At 67.3% G+C, this 18,221-nt stretch carries 19 protein-coding genes and 1 pseudogene; 8 read left to right on the top strand and 12 right to left on the bottom strand.

All coding sequences use genetic code 11. The features are described from left to right. Positions 1-12 precede the first annotated feature (12 nt). Complete coding sequence (locus tag GVN21_RS15355) at positions 13-2,634, bottom strand: TonB-dependent receptor (protein WP_166575641.1); 2,622 nt, start codon at positions 2,632-2,634, stop codon at positions 13-15. A gap of 299 nt (positions 2,635-2,933) precedes the next feature. Between GVN21_RS15355 and GVN21_RS15360 the strand changes: the two genes are divergently transcribed. After that, positions 2,934-4,490, top strand: a complete 1,557-nt coding sequence (locus GVN21_RS15360) for a glycosyltransferase family 39 protein (RefSeq protein ID WP_240902968.1) — start codon at positions 2,934-2,936, stop codon at positions 4,488-4,490. Here the strand turns inward: GVN21_RS15360 and GVN21_RS15365 are convergent. The 5 genes and pseudogenes from GVN21_RS15365 to GVN21_RS15385 all read right to left on the bottom strand — a co-directional run bounded on the left by GVN21_RS15365 (position 4,487) and on the right by GVN21_RS15385 (position 8,331). After that, positions 4,487-6,034: an alpha-amylase family glycosyl hydrolase gene (locus tag GVN21_RS15365; protein ID WP_166575642.1), complete on the bottom strand. Its 1,548-nt coding sequence runs from the start codon at positions 6,032-6,034 to the stop codon at positions 4,487-4,489. The two genes, GVN21_RS15360 and GVN21_RS15365, sit on opposite strands and share 4 nt — an antisense overlap. A 210-nt stretch (positions 6,035-6,244) precedes the next feature. After that, complete coding sequence (locus GVN21_RS15370) at positions 6,245-6,778, bottom strand: GNAT family N-acetyltransferase (RefSeq protein WP_166575643.1); 534 nt, start codon at positions 6,776-6,778, stop codon at positions 6,245-6,247. Positions 6,779-6,903: 125 nt separating this feature from the next. After that, the gene (gene rpmA, locus GVN21_RS15375) at positions 6,904-7,176 is read right to left on the bottom strand and encodes a 50S ribosomal protein L27 (protein ID WP_166575644.1); all 273 of its coding nucleotides are present in this window, start codon (positions 7,174-7,176) and stop codon (positions 6,904-6,906) included. Between the two features lie 241 nt (positions 7,177-7,417). Beyond that, positions 7,418-7,873, bottom strand: a pseudogene (gene rplU / locus GVN21_RS15380) (50S ribosomal protein L21); the annotation flags it as partial. A gap of 119 nt (positions 7,874-7,992) precedes the next feature. Then, the gene (locus GVN21_RS15385; RefSeq protein WP_166575646.1) at positions 7,993-8,331 is read right to left on the bottom strand and encodes a hypothetical protein; all 339 of its coding nucleotides are present in this window, start codon (positions 8,329-8,331) and stop codon (positions 7,993-7,995) included. A 105-nt stretch (positions 8,332-8,436) separates the two neighbouring features. Between GVN21_RS15385 and GVN21_RS15390 the strand changes: the two genes are divergently transcribed. Continuing rightward, the gene (locus tag GVN21_RS15390; protein WP_346764276.1) at positions 8,437-9,057 is read left to right on the top strand and encodes a hypothetical protein; all 621 of its coding nucleotides are present in this window, start codon (positions 8,437-8,439) and stop codon (positions 9,055-9,057) included. Positions 9,058-9,113: 56 nt separating this feature from the next. Continuing rightward, on the top strand, positions 9,114-10,178 hold the full coding sequence (locus GVN21_RS15395) for a GTP-binding protein (protein ID WP_166575647.1): 1,065 nt from the start codon (positions 9,114-9,116) through the stop codon (positions 10,176-10,178). A gap of 248 nt (positions 10,179-10,426) precedes the next feature. On the opposite strand, the gene GVN21_RS15400 is transcribed toward GVN21_RS15395, so the two are convergent. Next, positions 10,427-10,876: a biopolymer transporter ExbD gene (locus tag GVN21_RS15400; RefSeq protein WP_166575648.1), complete on the bottom strand. Its 450-nt coding sequence runs from the start codon at positions 10,874-10,876 to the stop codon at positions 10,427-10,429. A 157-nt stretch (positions 10,877-11,033) separates the two neighbouring features. Here GVN21_RS15400 and GVN21_RS15405 point away from each other — a divergent pair, with 157 nt between their 5' ends. Then, positions 11,034-12,026 (top strand): WD40 repeat domain-containing protein, encoded by a 993-nt coding sequence (locus tag GVN21_RS15405; RefSeq protein ID WP_166575649.1) that lies wholly within the window; start codon positions 11,034-11,036, stop codon positions 12,024-12,026. On the opposite strand, the gene GVN21_RS15410 is transcribed toward GVN21_RS15405, so the two are convergent. Both GVN21_RS15410 and GVN21_RS15415 read right to left on the bottom strand, forming a co-directional pair. Further along, positions 12,023-12,352 carry a hypothetical protein gene (locus GVN21_RS15410; protein ID WP_166575650.1) on the bottom strand — a complete coding sequence of 110 codons (330 nt, stop codon included), beginning with the start codon at positions 12,350-12,352 and terminating at the stop codon, positions 12,023-12,025. The genes GVN21_RS15405 and GVN21_RS15410 overlap by 4 nt on opposite strands. Before the next feature lie 10 nt (positions 12,353-12,362). Further along, the gene (locus GVN21_RS15415; RefSeq protein ID WP_166575651.1) at positions 12,363-13,025 is read right to left on the bottom strand and encodes a nitroreductase; all 663 of its coding nucleotides are present in this window, start codon (positions 13,023-13,025) and stop codon (positions 12,363-12,365) included. An 81-nt stretch (positions 13,026-13,106) separates the two neighbouring features. On the opposite strand from GVN21_RS15415, the gene GVN21_RS21395 reads away from it, so the two are divergent. The 3 genes from GVN21_RS21395 (at position 13,107) to GVN21_RS15430 (ending at position 14,608) form a co-directional block, all read left to right on the top strand. Next, entirely contained in the window at positions 13,107-13,382 is a 276-nt protein-coding gene (locus GVN21_RS21395) for a hypothetical protein (protein ID WP_166575652.1), read from the top strand. 223 nt (positions 13,383-13,605) lie between these two features. Then, on the top strand, positions 13,606-14,268 hold the full coding sequence (locus tag GVN21_RS15425; RefSeq protein WP_166575651.1) for a nitroreductase: 663 nt from the start codon (positions 13,606-13,608) through the stop codon (positions 14,266-14,268). 10 nt (positions 14,269-14,278) lie between these two features. Continuing rightward, positions 14,279-14,608, top strand: coding sequence for a hypothetical protein (locus GVN21_RS15430; RefSeq protein ID WP_166575650.1), 330 nt, complete (start codon positions 14,279-14,281; stop codon positions 14,606-14,608). On the opposite strand, the gene GVN21_RS15435 is transcribed toward GVN21_RS15430, so the two are convergent. Then, positions 14,605-15,597 (bottom strand): WD40 repeat domain-containing protein, encoded by a 993-nt coding sequence (locus GVN21_RS15435; RefSeq protein WP_166575649.1) that lies wholly within the window; start codon positions 15,595-15,597, stop codon positions 14,605-14,607. The genes GVN21_RS15430 and GVN21_RS15435 overlap by 4 nt on opposite strands. 157 nt (positions 15,598-15,754) lie before the next feature. Between GVN21_RS15435 and GVN21_RS15440 the strand changes: the two genes are divergently transcribed. Further along, entirely contained in the window at positions 15,755-16,204 is a 450-nt protein-coding gene (locus GVN21_RS15440; protein ID WP_166575648.1) for a biopolymer transporter ExbD, read from the top strand. Positions 16,205-16,452: 248 nt separating this feature from the next. Here GVN21_RS15440 and GVN21_RS15445 read toward each other — a convergent pair whose 3' ends face one another. Beyond that, positions 16,453-17,517: a GTP-binding protein gene (locus tag GVN21_RS15445; protein WP_166575647.1), complete on the bottom strand. Its 1,065-nt coding sequence runs from the start codon at positions 17,515-17,517 to the stop codon at positions 16,453-16,455. 56 nt (positions 17,518-17,573) lie between these two features. Then, on the bottom strand, positions 17,574-18,194 hold the full coding sequence (locus GVN21_RS15450) for a hypothetical protein (RefSeq protein ID WP_346764276.1): 621 nt from the start codon (positions 18,192-18,194) through the stop codon (positions 17,574-17,576). Between the last annotated feature and the right edge of the window lie 27 nt (positions 18,195-18,221).

Below are 18,221 nucleotides of genomic sequence, written 5' to 3'. Positions count from 1 at the left end.
CTCGTCCGGGTCTTAGAACCGGATGTTGAGGGTCGCCTGGAAGGTGCGCGGGGCGCCGATCGAGACGAAGGCGGTGTTGGGGTTGCGCGGCGTGACGGCCGGACCCGGGTTCACGTCCGGGATGATCAGGTTGTTCGTACCCGAGCTGATGTTGCCGTAGTACTTTTCGTCGAAGGCGTTGGTGACGTTGAACTGCACGTACGAACCCTTGCCACCGAAGAACGGCAGGTCGTAGCGGATGTCGAAGTCGACCACGGTGTATTCCGGGGTCTCTTCGTCGTTCACGTCGGTGGTGAAGCGCTTGCCGACGTACTTGGCCTGACCGCCGATGCTCAGGGCTTCGGTGATGTTGTACTGGGCGCGCAGGCCAGCCATCCACTCCGGCGTCTCGACCAGTTGCTTGCCCTTGATCGGCAGTTCGGTCGTGGCGCTGAGGATCAGGTTATCCTGCAGTTCGCTGTTGGTGTAGGTCACCGAGCCGTAGAGGCTGAACTTCTCGTTCGGGGTCCAGCCGGCCTGGGCGTCGAAGCCCCACAGGTCGACGGTGCCGACGTTCCGGTCGACGCTGAAGCCGAGGTCCGGGTCGAAGGACGAGACGATGCGGTTCTCGAAGGTGTTGTACCACAGGGCGGTCGAGACGATCACTTCCGGCGAGCGGAAGCGGTAGCCCAGGTCGATCGCCTTGCTGGTTTCCGGCTCGACGTCGGCGTAGGTCACGCGGTTGGTCACGGTGTCGAAACCGACGGTGTAGAGGTTGTCGGTCCGCGGGGCCGAAAGGCCTTCGGCGTAGCTGGCGAAGATGGTGTGGTTTTCCAGGAAGCGGAACGACACGCCGACGTTCGGCAGAACGGCGTCATAGCTGACGCTGCGCTTGTAGGGCACGATGTACTGGGTGCCGGTGCCGGCGGCGACCAGGGCCACCACGTTCGGGTTCGACTGGACGCCGGCAGTGGCCGAGTCCAGATCGGCCGCGAACAGCGGTTGGGTCGTGCAGAGCACGGTGGTCGAACCACGCTGGCTGAGGCAGAACTGGTTCAGATCGCGGTCGAAGGTCGGGGCGCGCAGGCCGATGTTGACCTGCAGGGCGTCGTCGAAGAAGCGGCCGCGGTATTCCAGCGAGATCTGGTTCAGGGTCGCGAACGACTGACGGTCGCGGGTGCGCAGGGCGTAACCGTCGGCGCCGAGGACCTTGCGGCCTTGGCCATCCTTGCCGCCGAACACGTTTTGCGGCTCGCCACGCCGGGTCAGGTAGCCGTAGTGGCCGGTCTGACGGTGGTCACCGTAGTCATAGGTGTAGGACAGGCGGACGGTGTTGTTGTCGTTGATGTCCCAGATCAGCGAGCCGAGCGTGGTGTAACGACGGGTGTTGGTGGTGTTCGGCGCGTAGACGCGAACGGTGTCCAGCACGTCCCCATCGCCGTTGTAGTCGACGCCGGGCAGGGCCGAAGAGCCGCGCACCAGGGCCGAGTTCTCGGTGATGGTGGTGGAGCCGCCGCCGTTGGCCAGGGTGTACTGGACGGCGCTGTCCAGGGTGAAGGTCAGGCGATCGGGAATGATCGTGAACTTCGACTGGCCACGGATGTTGCCGGTGTTCGACGGGTTGATCCGCAGACCGTAGAAGTTGGCGCAGCTGCCGGTGTAGGCCGGGTTGTCAGCCGGGGCCCGGCCGTTGTCGAGGCCCGGGTTGAAGTTCTGGCCGATCACGGCGCCGGCCGGCACGCCGAAGGGCGCGGCGGGGGCCGTGGTGAAGTTGTCGTTGTCGGCGACGCCGGGGGTCGCCGGGTCACGGGTGCAGCGGCTCAGGTTGTCATAGCCGCGGCCGAAGGTCTCGAAGTTGGCGATCGTGGTGGTGCGGTAGAAGTCGTTGCGGTTCTCGTTGTAATGGACCGCCAGCGAGACGAAGTCGCCGTTGTCACCGATCGGCTGGTAGACCTTGGCGTTGACCTGCCACTTCTTCAGGTCGCCCGGGCCCTTGAACTTGTCGTACTTCTGTTGCGAGGCCGAGAACCAGGCGGTGGTGCCGAACGGGGTGAACTCGCCGGTTTCGATCAGGCCGAACACGCGACCGTAGGCGTAGGAGCCGACCGAGACCGAGCCGCGGCCGCCGAACTCGGTGCCGGGCTTCAGGGAGATGTAGTTGATGGTGCCGCCGGTGGCCGAGGCCGTCGGGCTGTCCACGTCGGTGGTGCCCATGTTGACGCTGGCGCGGGCGACCAGTTCCGGGTCGAGCTGCTGGTTGGTGTAGATGGCGTAGTTGCCGGTGTCGTTCAGCGGGACGCCGTCGAAGGTCAGGCTGATGCGGTTGCCGTCGAAGCCGCGGATGCGGAGGTTACCGCCCGACGAGCCGTAGGGGTCGCTGTTGGTGAAGTTCAGGCCCGGGGTCAGGTTCAGGGTCTGGATGATGGTCTGGCCGGACGCCTGGGTGGAGATGAACTCCTGGTCGACCGAGGCCTTGGCCTTCGGCGCGGTTTCGGCGGTGATCACCCCATCGATGCTGGGCTGGCCGGCGGTCGAGATGATCTCGATCTCTTCGACCTCGGTGGTGCCGGTGGATTGCGCGAAGGCGCCGGTGGCGGCCAGCAGGCTGCCGACCAGGGCGGTCGTCGCCACGGCGGCGAGCTTGAACGTTCTCATTGATATCCCCTTGTCATCCCGACAGGCGCCCGACTTGGATCGCCCGAAATTTGCGGACTTGGCCGCCCCATTAGCGCCCGATTGCAAAGCTTTGGTGACCGATCTGATGCCCCGGCACCACACCACCGCCTTGTAATGACACGGCTTCCAGTGACAAGCAGCCGTTAACACTTGAAGGCGGAATTGAGACGCCTTGTCGCAAGATTGCGACACCTTTTGCCGGACCCTGCCCTATAGAAGGGCGGAATCGGCCCTTTAGACGATTTGCCCAAATTAGAGAATCGTCGGGAGACGGAGCGTTGACCCTCACGGACACGGAGCGACTCGCCCGGCTGGAAGCCACCCGTCCCTGGCGGTTCGCCCTGGCGGCCACCATGCTGCTCACCGGGCTTCGGCTGTTCGCCCTGTTCGCCACCCCACTGGAGCTCTACCCGGACGAGGCGCAGTACTGGCTGTGGTCGCGCGACCTCGACGTCGGCTACTTCTCGAAGCCGCCGATGGTCGCCTGGCTGATCCATCTGACCACCCGGCTGGGAGACGCCGAAGCCTACGTACGGCTGGCCTCCCCGCTGTTGCATGCCGCGACCGGCCTGGCCCTGTTCGCGGTCGGCCGGCGGCTGTTCGGCGCCTGGACCGGGTTCGGCGCCCTTTTGGTCTATCAGCTGATGCCGGGCGTGGCCGTCTCCAGCGGGATCATCTCCACCGACGCGGCCCTGCTCTGCTTTCTCAGCTTCGCCCTGCTGGCCTATGTCGACCTGCCCAGCGCCAAGCGGCCGCTGTTCACCGCCGCCGGCCTGGGCGCGGCCATGGGCTTGGCCATGCTGTCGAAATATGCGGCCCTCTACGCGGTGGCCGGCATCGTCCTGCACCTGATCCTCGACCGCGAGGCGCGGCGGCCGTGGACGTTGAAGACGACCCTCACGGCCATCCTCGTCTTTCTGGTCGTCATTGCCCCCAACCTGATCTGGAACGCCTTGCACGGTTTCGCCACCGTCGGCCACACGGCGGCCAACGCCAGCTTCGAGTCCGGTCTGACCTTCGACGTCGCCGAGACCCTCCGCCTGTTGCTCGAACAGTTCGGGGTGTTCGGCCTGCCCTTCGCCATCCTGATCTGGGCCACCGTGCTGGCCTTCCGCCGACGGCTGGAGCCGGGTGAACTTCTGTTGCTCTGCTGGACCGCCCCGCCGATCCTGTTCGTCACCGTTCAGGCCTTCCTGACCCGGGCCAACGCCAACTGGACGGCGGCCGCCTATGTGGCCGGGGCGGTGCTGGCGGCGGGAATGATGCGGCGGCTGAAGCCCTGGTGGATCCTGCCGGCCGGTCTGATCCCGCAGGCGACGTTCGCCGTCATCCTGCTGGTGGTCATGCTCAATCCGCGCACGGCCGAAACCCTGGGCCAGGAAAACGCCATCAAGCGGCTGAAGGGCTGGGAGGACACCGCCCAGGCCATGGTCCTCCGGGCCGAGGTGGAGATGGCCGACCAGGGCCTGAGCGCCATCGCCGTGGACGACCGTTTCCTGTTCAACGCCATGGCCTATTACGGCCGCGACTTCTTCGCCAAACCGGGCGCCCCGCCCCTGACCATCTGGCTGCGGAAGAACCGGGCTGGGAACCAGGCTGAGGCCAGCGCGCCGCTGACCCCGGCGCTGGGCTCGCGGGTGCTGGTGGTCACGGCGGCCGAGGTGCGGCTGGCCGAAGACCCCGACATCAAGATGAAGCCGCGCGAGGACCTGATCGTCGCCGACTTCGCCCGCGTCCAGACCGTCGACGTCAGCCGCAGCCGGCTCGACTCCAAGCGCATGCGCCGGGCAGTGCTGATCCTGGGCGAGGAATTCCGGCCCAAGCCAAAGGACTAGAGGCGGGCGATCCGGAAGCCGAAGGGCCCGGCTGCTTCCAGCAAGGTCTCCCCCTCCTGCCAGGCCGGATCGGCCGGCGGCGCCTCCGCCCCAAGGCTGAAGGCGCAGAGCAGCCGCTCGCCTTCCCACGACCGCTCGAAAACCGCCATCGGTGACGGGGCGTCCCGAAAGGTCAGACCCCCCAGCCGCAGGGCCGGATGGGCCCGGCGCAGGGCCAGCAGCGCCTTCGACAGCGCCAGGGCAGAGTCGGGGTCGGCCTCCTGGGCGGCGACGGTCAGCCCGGCATGCTCCGGCGCGGCGGGCAGCCAAGGCGTGGCAGTCGAAAACCCCAGGTGCTCACCCGGCGCCCAGGGCATCGGGGTGCGGCAGCCGTCGCGGCCCTTGTGGGCCGGCCAGTAGAGGTCGCCCACCGGGTCCTTCAGCTGCTCACGGGTCAGGTCCGCCTCCGGCAGGCCCAGTTCCTCGCCCTGGTAGAGCAGGATCGAGCCGCGCAGGGTCAACAGCAGGGCAAGCATCACCTTGGCCACCGGCAGCGAGCCGTCGCCAAACCGGCTGGGCGTGCGCGGCACGTCATGGTTGGAGAAGGTGATGCAGGGCCAGTGGTCCGGATAGCGAGCCAGAAGCTCCATATGATTGCGGATGAAGTCCGGCCCCATCCGCCGGGCGATCAGCAGCGGAAAGCTGTAGCCGGCGTGCAGCCCCTCGTCCGGGGCCGCGAACCCGCCGCAGCGGTCGGCTTCCTCCGAGAACTCGCCGAATACGAACCGGTCCGGATGGGCGTCGACCGTGCGCCGCACCGCATCCAGCGCCTCGATGTTCTCCACCAGGTTCGAATCGTTGAAGTGGCGCTGGAAATTGGCCGCCGCCGACCAGCGCAGCCCCGTGTCGCTGTCATCCACCGGATTGTCGGTCAGGGCGGGGTCGTGGAGATAGGCGTTGGCCACGTCGAGCCGGAACCCATCGACCCCCTTCGAAAGCCAGAAATCCAGCACCTCCAGCGCAGCCGCCCGCGCCGGCGCATGGCGCCAGTTCAGCTTCGGCTGCTGGCGCAGGAACTTGTGGTGATAGGCCTGGCGCATCAGCGGCTGGTAGGCCCAGGCCGGCCCGCCGAAGGCGCTGAGCCAGTTGTTGGGCGCCGTGCCGTCGTCCTTCAGCGGCGCCCAGACATACCAGTCGGCCTTGTCGCCGCCCTTCAGGCTCTCGCGGAACCAGGCGTGCTCGTCGCTGGTATGGGCCAGCACCTCGTCGAGCAGCAGCTTCATGCCCCGCGCATGGGCGCCGTCGATCACCGCCTGCAGGTCGTCCATCGTCCCGTAGTCGGGATGGACCCCGTGGTAGTCGCTGACGTCATAGCCCCAGTCGCGGTTGGGCGAGGGGTGCACGGGGCTCAGCCAGATAGCGTCGACGCCGAGCGACTGGATGTAGTCGAGCTTGGCCAGCACGCCCTGCAGGTCGCCATGGCCGTCCCCATCGCTGTCGAAGAAGCTGCGGACGTAGATGTGATAGACGCTCGCGCCGCGCCACCAGGGTGTCGATTGAGTCATGGCGCGAGCCTAGCCTTTTCGCTCTCCGCCCGCGAGAGCGGGCGGAGGACGGTTCGGAGCGTGAGCGACGGACCAGGAGGCGGGCCCGCGCCGGCGGCGGGAGGTTCATCCTCAACTGGCGGCGGACCCCCTCGGTTTGGCTCGCTTGCAGCGCTCGCCAAATCCACTCCCCCATTTCATGGGGGAGAGCGACCGCCAGGCATCCTTCCCTTAAGCCAACCACACCATCATCCGCGTCGCCGCCTCTTCGCCGCGCGCCAGGCTGTGCTTGAGCTGCACCTCGCCGGTGTAGAGGAAGCCAGCCTTGCACAGCACCGCGCCCGACGCCGGGTTGTCGCTGAAGTGGCCTGCCACGACGTATCGCTTACGCCAGCTAGCCTTGGCCCAGGCCAGCGCCCCCTGCAGGGCCTCCGAGGCGAAGCCCCGGCCCCACCAGTCGCGGCCGATCCAATACCCCACTTCCAACGGCTCGCCGGGCGGGGTGAAGAAGCCGATACCGCCAACCATGCCGTCGTCCTCGGTCTCGATGACGAAGTTGTGGTCCTTCGCTGGATCGTTCCCCTGCACCTTCTCGACGAAGGCCGCGGCATCAGCCAGGGAATAGGGGTGCGGCACCCGGCTGGTCATCCTGGCGATGGCATAGTCGGCCATCAGTTCGGCCAGCCGCGACTCGTCGCCCGGCGCCGGGCTGCGCAGCGCCAGCCGCCGTGTCTCGATCCTTGGGGTCTGTTCGATCAGACACATGGTTAGCCTCCCAGGTCCTCTGGCGGGACCCTGAAATAGAAAGAGGGGAGCCCGGCGATCCGGACTCCCCTCTGGAAGCTCTAGGTCCGGAACGCTTTTCGGCGATCCGGAGGGTGGCTTGCGCCTTACTCGGCGGCTTCAGCCATCTTCGGAACCACCGTCGCGTAGGTGCGGTCGTTCTTCTTGGTTACGAACTTCACGTTGCCGGTTTCGAGGGCAAAGAGGGTGTGGTCCTTGCCGATGCCGACGTTGTCGCCCGGCCAGAACTTGGTGCCGCGCTGGCGCACGATGATGTTGCCGGCGAGCACAGCTTCGCCGCCGAACTTCTTCACGCCGAGACGGCGGCCGGCCGAGTCGCGCCCGTTGCGCGAGGAGCCGCCTGATTTCTTGTGAGCCATATCGCTCTCCTATCCTCTATCGACGAGGCCCTTAGGCTTCGTCGGCGTCCTTCTTGGCGGCCTTTTTCGGGGCGGCCTTCTTGGCGGGGGCGGCGTCACCGTCTTCGGCCTTGGCGGCCTTCGGAGCGGCGGCCTTCTTGGCCTTCGGAGCCTCGTCCTTCACTTCCACTTCGGGAGCGGCGGCGGCGGCTTCAACGACCGGAGCCTCGGCGGCCACGATGGTTTCTTCCTCGGTCACCACGGCCTTGGCCTTGGTCGCCTTCTTCGGCGCGGGCGCGGGCGCTGGGGCGGCCTCGGCCTTTTCGGCGAATTCCGGCAGCTTCAGGCCGCGCGAGCGGGCGTTCAGCTCGGCCTTGGTGGTCAGGTCCACCTTGCCGTCCCACTTGGCGTCGCCGATGGCGGTAACGCGCAGGACAGTCTCTTGCTGGCGGTGGCCGCGGGTGCGGCGGTAGCCCTGGCGGCGGATCTTCTTGAAGACCTTCACCTTCTCGCCCTTGCGGGTCTCGACCAGGGTCGCGGTGACGGCGGCGCCGGCCACCATCGGGGCGCCCACGGTGACCGTGTCGCCATCGCCCAGCATCAGGACTTGGTCGAAGGAAACTTCAGCGCCGGGTTCACCAGCCAGTTTTTCGACAACCAGCAGGTCACCGGGGGAGACCCGGTATTGCTTGCCGCCGGTTTTGATCACCGCGTACATCGGTCCGTCCTGAACGTGAGATAGCAAAAAACGAATGCGCCCGCGGACGGGGCCCGCGAGCGAAGGGTCGCGTCTTATACAGAGGGACTCGCCTGAGTCAACGCTCGCGGGACAGGCTTTCAGGCCGGCCGCAGCCCCACGACCAGCAGAAACAGGCCCAGCGCCAGGGCGGGTAGCGACCAGGTTTCCATGGGCAGGCCGCAGAATCGGTGCCGGGCCGGATAGCGGAACCGGCCGGTGGTGTGGCCCTTGCGTGGATCGAGCGGCCGCATGTTGAGCCGGCAGCCCGCATACCAGTTCACCGCCGCCGCCAGAAACCAGCCGACACCCCACAGCCAGGGCCAGCGCTCCATGCCCTGGCCACCGGTCGAGAAGCTGACGATCGCGCCGAACGCCCCGAAGACGCCGATTACCGTCAGCAGCACCAGAAAGCCCCGCCCGGTCCACCAGAACACCATGGATCACCCCCATCGTCGAACCAAGGCTCGACCGGCGGAGCGTGAAAGTAAAGCCGACGCCGATGCCCGCTGGCGCGTTACAATGTAACAGGCTATAGCCCGCCCGTGACCCTGACCGTCCTCGCCTCCCTGGCCGCCGCCGGCTTCTTCGTGGCTTTCATGCACGCGATCCTGCCGACCCATTGGCTGCCCTTCGTGCTGGTCGGGCGCGAGCAGGGCTGGACGGCGCGCAAGACCCTGGGCGTCGCCGCCCTGGCCAGCGTCGGCCATGTGGCCTTCACCGTGCTGATCGGGGCCGTGGTGGTGGCCGTGGGCATGGCCGCCGCGCCGGAGCTGGACCGCTATTTCAAATGGCTGGTGGCGGGCCTGCTGGTGGCGCTGGGCGTCTTCTGCCTGACCCGCCAGGCCCACCGGCATCCGGAGGCGCCGCGCCGCTACCTCTCCGATCGGGCGGCGATCGCCGGTCTGGTGCTGCTGCTGACCCTGTCGCCCTGCGAGGCCTATTTCGGGGTCTATACCACCGCCATCAAGCACGGCTGGCCGGCCTTCGCCCTGCTCAGTTTTGTGCTGCTGACCGCCACGGTGGGAGCCATGCTGCTGTTCACCGGCCTGACCCTGGCGGGCGCCCGCTTCATCCGCCTGGACGCCCTGCAGGAACGGGAGTCGATGATCCTCGGCTGGGCGCTGATCCTGATGGCCGGGGCGGTGGTGCTGTTCGATCTATAGATCAGGGAAGCGCGCGACCCGTTTCACAACGGCGCGCGAACCCCTAGATAGGCGCGATGACGTCCTCGACCGCTTCCAAGACCCCCGTCACTGTCCTCACCGGCTACCTCGGCGCCGGCAAGACCACCTTGCTCAACCGCATCCTCACCGAGGACCACGGCAAGCGCTACGCCGTGATCGTCAACGAGTTCGGCGAGGTGGGCATCGACAACGACCTGGTGGTCGGCGCCGACGAGGAAGTGTTCGAGATGAACAACGGGTGCGTCTGCTGCACGGTGCGCGGCGACCTGATCCGGGTGCTCTCGGGCCTGATGAAGCGCAAAGGCGGCTTCGATGCCATCATCGTGGAGACCACCGGCCTGGCCGATCCCGGCCCGGTGGCCCAGACCTTCTTCGTGGATGACGATGTAAAGGCCCGGACCCAGCTGGATTCGGTAACCACCGTGGTCGACGCCAAGCACCTGCCGCTTCGCCTGGCCGACTCCAAAGAGGCCGTCGAGCAGATCGCCTTCGCCGACCAGATCGTGCTCAACAAGACCGATCTGGTGACCGAGGCCGAGCTGAAGGCCGTCGAGGCCTCCATCCGCAAGATCAACCCCCTGGCCCCGATCCACCGCACCACCCGCAGCCAGGTTCCCCTGGACGCCATCCTCGGCCGCCACAGCTTCGACTTGGACCGGATCACCGACATCGCCCCGGAATTCCTCAACCCCGCCCACGGCGAGGAAGGCCATGTGCACGATGAGCATTGCGAGCACGACCACGGGCACGACCATCACCACCACGATCACGGACATGACCATGTCCACGACCACGCCGCCGAGGCCGGGATCAAGGGCATCAGCCTGACCTCGCAGAAGCCGCTCGACGGCATCAAGGTGACGAACTGGCTGAACCAGCTGCTGGCCGAGAAGGGCGTCGACATCCTGCGGGCCAAAGGCATCCTGGACATCAAGGGCGACAACCGCCGGCTGGTCTTCCAGGCGGTGCACATGATCCTGGAAGGCGACTACCAGCGCGATTGGACCGACAAGGACCAGCGCTACAGCCGCATGGTGTTCATCGGCCGCGACCTGGACGAAGCGGCCCTGCGCGCCGGCTTCGAGGGGTGCGTGGCTTAGGGGGCGAGACTTCAGGCGCTTCGCTCTCCCCCCGCGAAGCGGGAGGAGGACAGGTTTCGAGCCTAAGCGAGAAACCAGGAGGCGGGCCCCACCGGCGGTAGGGAGGTTCCTCCTGAAACGGACTTGCCCCCCTCCTGCTCTGTCGCTGAGCGCTCCAGAGCGGTCCTCCCCCCGCGAAGCGGGGGGAGGGGGCAACGAAAAAGGGCCCGGATTGCTCCGGGCCCTTTCGCGTCTTTCAGGCGTGAGCCCTACTCGATTTCTTCGTTGATGATCCCGACCTTGAAGTAGCCGTTCTCCTGCAGGATGTTCAGCACTTCCATGAACTTGTCATAGGTCACGTCCGGTTGGGCCTGGAGGAACACGCGCTCCTCCTGGGGAACGCCGGTGACGCCCTTCTTGGTCATGTCGGCCGGAATGTCGGCCGGCAGATTCTCGAGGCGGGTCTGGACGCCGTCGATGAACAGGGCGCCGGTGTCCTGGATGAAGACGATGGTCGGATCCGGCGGCTTCTTCTCGCTCGGGGGCGGCGGGATGGCCGGGGGCAGGTCGATCGCGATCGACACCGTGGCCATAGGCGCCGCGACCATGAAGATGATCAGCAGCACAAGCATGACGTCCACGAACGGCGTGACGTTGATCTCGGAGTTCTGACCGAGATCCCACTTCTTGCCGCCGCCGCCGCCGAGTTTCGCACCCATTCGAACACTCCTTCGCGCGGTCCGTCGGCACGGCCCGCTGTCTTTGTTGCCTCACCCATTGCGCACGAGAGCCGGCTTGTAAAGCCTGTCTCGCGCACCGGGGGAATCTGAACGCCGCTCTGGCAAGGCGGGGTCCATCTGGTCTAAGCCGCCGATCATGAACGCCCAATTCGACGCCTATGTGACCGCGGCCCTGTTCGACGCCAAGGGCATACCAATGTTCGCTCTCGGCGACGGGACCGTGCGCCTTGTAACGCTTGAAGGATTCATCACGATTCAGGCCCACGACGGCGCGGTGCTGAGCGCCTGCGCCCACCCATCGGGCCAGGGGATGATCACCGGCGGGGACGACGGGAAGGTGGTCTGGACACGCGCGGAAGGCGATGAAATGGCCGCCACCGAAATTGCCAAGATCAAGGGCCGATGGATCGACGCCGTGGCCGCCAGCGCGGAATCGGGCCTGATCGCCTTCACCGCCGGGCGCGACCTGCACGTCCGCGATTCGAAGGACGCCGCCTTCGAACGAACCTTCACCCATGACAAATCGGTGGCCGACGTCGCCTTCGATCCGAAGGGCCGCCGCCTGGCCGCCGCCACCTATGGCGGGGCCGCCCTCTGGTACGCGCGAATCGAGAAACAGCAGCCGCAGATGCTGAAATGGGCCGGCAGCCACCAGCTGGTCCTGTGGAGCCCGGATGGCAAGTTCCTGATGAGTTCGATGCAGGAGAACAGTCTGCACGGCTGGCGCATGTCCGACTCCAAGGACATGCGGATGGGCGGCTATCCGGCCAAGGTGAAGAGCCTGGCCTTCCTGTCCGGCGGGCTGATGCTGGCCACCGCCGGGGCCAACGGGGCGGTGATCTGGCCGTTCCAGGGCGCCAACGGCCCGATGGGCAAGGAAGCGGCGGAGATCGCCTACGACCAGGACGCCATGGTGGTCCGGGTCGCCGCCACGCCGGCCGGGGCCGTGCTGGCCGGGGGGCTGGACGATGGCCGAGTCTGGGCCTGCGAGCTCAAGAGCGGCCGGCGCGAGATGCTGAAGGCCGAGAAGGGTCCGCCGATCAGCGGCCTGGCCATCACCCCGGACGGACGCAGCGTCGCCTGGGGCGACGAGGACGGCGGCGCGGGGGTGCTCCCCAGCGGGCTCTAGGCCTTGGGGGTCGCCGGGTCTGGCAGCAGGTTCTTGTCGGCGAAACTTTCCGCATAGGACTGCGGATCGACCCACTTGCGACCCGCCTTCTGCTCGGCGGCCAGGTGGGCGTCCCAATGACCCTTCACCCGCGCGCCGTAGTCGGGCGGCAGGCGCAGCACGCCCTCGATGACCTGCTCCCACGTCCCCTCGACCTTGAAGGTGGCCGAGAGCTTCGGCGCCATCTCGGCCATCCGCCGGGCGCGTTCCTTGTCCAGCCGGCCGATCTTGGCCAGGATGTACATCTCGACCAGCTGCAGCAGCGGCTTGCCGTCATAGCGGCCCATAGCGATCCCTTCAGGCGAACCCGCGCATGTCGGCCCAGACGTCGAACGGATCGCGCCGAGTGCGCAGGCCGTTGATCGGAGCCGTCTCGTCCGCATAGCCGAGCGCCATGCCCGAGAACAGCATGTGATCGTCGGGCAGGCCGACGAACTCGGCGAAGGTCTTGGGATAGCGGGCCCAGAACTCCTGGGCGCAGGTGGACAGGCCCCGCTCCACCGCCAGCAGCATCACCGTCTGCATATACATGCCGACGTCCGCCCACTGTGGCGGTCCCAGGTTGCGGTCGAGGCTGAAGAACAGGCCCACCGGGGCGCCGAAGAACTGGGTGTTCTTGAACAGCTGGCCGATCCGGGCCGGCTTGTCCTCACGGGGGATGCCGAGGGTGGCGTAGAGGTCCTCGCCGCATTCGAACCGGCGGGTGCGGAAGGGGTCCCAGAGGTTGGCCGGATAGACGTCGTATTCCGGCTCCTCGCCGGACAGATTGGTCGCCACCTTGGCCTTGAAGGCCTCCAGTGGCTCGCCGGCCAAGGCATGGACCCGCCAGGGCTGCAGGTTGCCGCCGCTGGGCGCGCGGTGGGCGGCCTCGAGGATCTCGCGCACCAGGGCGCCGGGGACGGGGTCGGGCTTGAAGGCGCGGATCGACACCCGGGCGGCGACAGCTTCGGTGACGTTCATGCGGGGGCTCCAGCCAACCAAGACAAGACGAGGCCGGCTGGTTACCATGGCGTCCTAACGTCATGGCAAGGGGCGCTGCGCTTGGCCGACCAGACTTCCGAGGACGAGGTTCCGGAAACGCCGCAGGCGCCGCCCGAACCCGAAACCTCCGCCCCCTGGTCCGGGCTGGAGCCGGGCGAGGATGCGGGACCGCCGCCGCGGGCCGAGCAGACGGACCTGCCGCCTAACGCCGCCCCGGCCGAGGTCGAGCCCCAGCCGGCGCCCGAACCCCCGCTGGCCATCGGGCCGCCGGCGGCCCGATGGCCAGCGGGGGTTCGGGCGCCGGCTGGGGCTCGACCTCGGCCGGGGCGGCGTTAGGCGGCAGGTCCGTCTGCTCGGCCCGCGGCGGCGGTCCCGCATCCTCGCCCGGCTCCAGCCCGGACCAGGGGGCGGAGGTTTCGGGTTCGGGCGGCGCCTGCGGCGTTTCCGGAACCTCGTCCTCGGAAGTCTGGTCGGCCAAGCGCAGCGCCCCTTGCCATGACGTTAGGACGCCATGGTAACCAGCCGGCCTCGTCTTGTCTTGGTTGGCTGGAGCCCCCGCATGAACGTCACCGAAGCTGTCGCCGCCCGGGTGTCGATCCGCGCCTTCAAGCCCGACCCCGTCCCCGGCGCCCTGGTGCGCGAGATCCTCGAGGCCGCCCACCGCGCGCCCAGCGGCGGCAACCTGCAGCCCTGGCGGGTCCATGCCTTGGCCGGCGAGCCACTGGAGGCCTTCAAGGCCAAGGTGGCGACCAATCTGTCCGGCGAGGAGCCGGAATACGACGTCTATCCGGCCAACCTCTGGGACCCCTTCCGCACCCGCCGGTTCGAATGCGGCGAGGACCTCTACGCCACCCTCGGCATCCCCCGTGAGGACAAGCCGGCCCGGATCGGCCAGCTGTTCAAGAACACCCAGTTCTTCGGCGCCCCGGTGGGCCTGTTCTTCAGCCTCGACCGCAACCTGGGACCGCCACAGTGGGCGGACGTCGGCATGTATATGCAGACGGTGATGCTGCTGGCGGTGGAGCGGGGCCTGTCCACCTGCGCCCAGGAGTTCTGGGCCCGCTATCCCAAGACCTTCGCCGAGTTCGTCGGCCTGCCCGACGATCACATGCTGTTCTCGGGCATGGCGCTCGGCTATGCGGACGAGACGGCTCCGATCAACGGCCTGCGCACTCGGCGCGATCCGTTCGACGTCTGGGCCGACATGCGCGGGTTCGCCTGAAGGGATCGCTATGGGCCGCTATGACGGCAAGCCGCTGCTGCAGCTGGTCGAGATGTACATCCTGGCCAAGATCGGCCGGCTGGACAAGGAACGCGCCCGGCGGATGGCCGAGATGGCGCCGAAGCTCTCGGCCACCTTCAAGGTCGAGGGGACGTGGGAGCAGGTCATCGAGGGCGTGCTGCGCCTGCCGCCCGACTACGGCGCGCGGGTGAAGGGTCATTGGGACGCCCACCTGGCCGCCGAGCAGAAGGCGGGTCGCAAGTGGGTCGATCCGCAGTCCTATGCGGAAAGTTTCGCCGACAAGAACCTGCTGCCAGACCCGGCGACCCCCAAGGCCTAGAGCCCGCTGGGGAGCACCCCCGCGCCGCCGTCCTCGTCGCCCCAGGCGACGCTGCGTCCGTCCGGGGTGATGGCCAGGCCGCTGATCGGCGGACCCTTCTCGGCCTTCAGCATCTCGCGCCGGCCGCTCTTGAGCTCGCAGGCCCAGACTCGGCCATCGTCCAGCCCCCCGGCCAGCACGGCCCCGGCCGGCGTGGCGGCGACCCGGACCACCATGGCGTCCTGGTCGTAGGCGATCTCCGCCGCTTCCTTGCCCATCGGGCCGTTGGCGCCCTGGAACGGCCAGATCACCGCCCCGTTGGCCCCGGCGGTGGCCAGCATCAGCCCGCCGGACAGGAAGGCCAGGCTCTTCACCTTGGCCGGATAGCCGCCCATCCGCATGTCCTTGGAGTCGGACATGCGCCAGCCGTGCAGACTGTTCTCCTGCATCGAACTCATCAGGAACTTGCCATCCGGGCTCCACAGGACCAGCTGGTGGCTGCCGGCCCATTTCAGCATCTGCGGCTGCTGTTTCTCGATTCGCGCGTACCAGAGGGCGGCCCCGCCATAGGTGGCGGCGGCCAGGCGGCGGCCCTTCGGATCGAAGGCGACGTCGGCCACCGATTTGTCATGGGTGAAGGTTCGTTCGAAGGCGGCGTCCTTCGAATCGCGGACGTGCAGGTCGCGCCCGGCGGTGAAGGCGATCAGGCCCGATTCCGCGCTGGCGGCCACGGCGTCGATCCATCGGCCCTTGATCTTGGCAATTTCGGTGGCGGCCATTTCATCGCCTTCCGCGCGTGTCCAGACCACCTTCCCGTCGTCCCCGCCGGTGATCATCCCCTGGCCCGATGGGTGGGCGCAGGCGCTCAGCACCGCGCCGTCGTGGGCCTGAATCGTGATGAATCCTTCAAGCGTTACAAGGCGCACGGTCCCGTCGCCGAGAGCGAACATTGGTATGCCCTTGGCGTCGAACAGGGCCGCGGTCACATAGGCGTCGAATTGGGCGTTCATGATCGGCGGCTTAGACCAGATGGACCCCGCCTTGCCAGAGCGGCGTTCAGATTCCCCCGGTGCGCGAGACAGGCTTTACAAGCCGGCTCTCGTGCGCAATGGGTGAGGCAACAAAGACAGCGGGCCGTGCCGACGGACCGCGCGAAGGAGTGTTCGAATGGGTGCGAAACTCGGCGGCGGCGGCGGCAAGAAGTGGGATCTCGGTCAGAACTCCGAGATCAACGTCACGCCGTTCGTGGACGTCATGCTTGTGCTGCTGATCATCTTCATGGTCGCGGCGCCTATGGCCACGGTGTCGATCGCGATCGACCTGCCCCCGGCCATCCCGCCGCCCCCGAGCGAGAAGAAGCCGCCGGATCCGACCATCGTCTTCATCCAGGACACCGGCGCCCTGTTCATCGACGGCGTCCAGACCCGCCTCGAGAATCTGCCGGCCGACATTCCGGCCGACATGACCAAGAAGGGCGTCACCGGCGTTCCCCAGGAGGAGCGCGTGTTCCTCCAGGCCCAACCGGACGTGACCTATGACAAGTTCATGGAAGTGCTGAACATCCTGCAGGAGAACGGCTACTTCAAGGTCGGGATCATCAACGAAGAAATCGAGTAGGGCTCACGCCTGAAAGACGCGAAAGGGCCCGGAGCAATCCGGGCCCTTTTTCGTTGCCCCCTCCCCCCGCTTCGCGGGGGGAGGACCGCTCTGGAGCGCTCAGCGACAGAGCAGGAGGGGGGCAAGTCCGTTTCAGGAGGAACCTCCCTACCGCCGGTGGGGCCCGCCTCCTGGTTTCTCGCTTAGGCTCGAAACCTGTCCTCCTCCCGCTTCGCGGGGGGAGAGCGAAGCGCCTGAAGTCTCGCCCCCTAAGCCACGCACCCCTCGAAGCCGGCGCGCAGGGCCGCTTCGTCCAGGTCGCGGCCGATGAACACCATGCGGCTGTAGCGCTGGTCCTTGTCGGTCCAATCGCGCTGGTAGTCGCCTTCCAGGATCATGTGCACCGCCTGGAAGACCAGCCGGCGGTTGTCGCCCTTGATGTCCAGGATGCCTTTGGCCCGCAGGATGTCGACGCCCTTCTCGGCCAGCAGCTGGTTCAGCCAGTTCGTCACCTTGATGCCGTCGAGCGGCTTCTGCGAGGTCAGGCTGATGCCCTTGATCCCGGCCTCGGCGGCGTGGTCGTGGACATGGTCATGTCCGTGATCGTGGTGGTGATGGTCGTGCCCGTGGTCGTGCTCGCAATGCTCATCGTGCACATGGCCTTCCTCGCCGTGGGCGGGGTTGAGGAATTCCGGGGCGATGTCGGTGATCCGGTCCAAGTCGAAGCTGTGGCGGCCGAGGATGGCGTCCAGGGGAACCTGGCTGCGGGTGGTGCGGTGGATCGGGGCCAGGGGGTTGATCTTGCGGATGGAGGCCTCGACGGCCTTCAGCTCGGCCTCGGTCACCAGATCGGTCTTGTTGAGCACGATCTGGTCGGCGAAGGCGATCTGCTCGACGGCCTCTTTGGAGTCGGCCAGGCGAAGCGGCAGGTGCTTGGCGTCGACCACGGTGGTTACCGAATCCAGCTGGGTCCGGGCCTTTACATCGTCATCCACGAAGAAGGTCTGGGCCACCGGGCCGGGATCGGCCAGGCCGGTGGTCTCCACGATGATGGCATCGAAGCCGCCTTTGCGCTTCATCAGGCCCGAGAGCACCCGGATCAGGTCGCCGCGCACCGTGCAGCAGACGCACCCGTTGTTCATCTCGAACACTTCCTCGTCGGCGCCGACCACCAGGTCGTTGTCGATGCCCACCTCGCCGAACTCGTTGACGATCACGGCGTAGCGCTTGCCGTGGTCCTCGGTGAGGATGCGGTTGAGCAAGGTGGTCTTGCCGGCGCCGAGGTAGCCGGTGAGGACAGTGACGGGGGTCTTGGAAGCGGTCGAGGACGTCATCGCGCCTATCTAGGGGTTCGCGCGCCGTTGTGAAACGGGTCGCGCGCTTCCCTGATCTATAGATCGAACAGCACCACCGCCCCGGCCATCAGGATCAGCGCCCAGCCGAGGATCATCGACTCCCGTTCCTGCAGGGCGTCCAGGCGGATGAAGCGGGCGCCCGCCAGGGTCAGGCCGGTGAACAGCAGCATGGCTCCCACCGTGGCGGTCAGCAGCACAAAACTGAGCAGGGCGAAGGCCGGCCAGCCGTGCTTGATGGCGGTGGTATAGACCCCGAAATAGGCCTCGCAGGGCGACAGGGTCAGCAGCAGCACCAGACCGGCGATCGCCGCCCGATCGGAGAGGTAGCGGCGCGGCGCCTCCGGATGCCGGTGGGCCTGGCGGGTCAGGCAGAAGACGCCCAGCGCCACCAGCAGGCCCGCCACCAGCCATTTGAAATAGCGGTCCAGCTCCGGCGCGGCGGCCATGCCCACGGCCACCACCACGGCCCCGATCAGCACGGTGAAGGCCACATGGCCGACGCTGGCCAGGGCGGCGACGCCCAGGGTCTTGCGCGCCGTCCAGCCCTGCTCGCGCCCGACCAGCACGAAGGGCAGCCAATGGGTCGGCAGGATCGCGTGCATGAAAGCCACGAAGAAGCCGGCGGCGGCCAGGGAGGCGAGGACGGTCAGGGTCACGGGCGGGCTATAGCCTGTTACATTGTA

This window comes from Caulobacter sp. SLTY (assembly GCF_009905535.1).
Lineage (GTDB): Bacteria > Pseudomonadota > Alphaproteobacteria > Caulobacterales > Caulobacteraceae > Caulobacter.
This window is presented reverse-complemented; position numbering and strand designations above follow the sequence as displayed.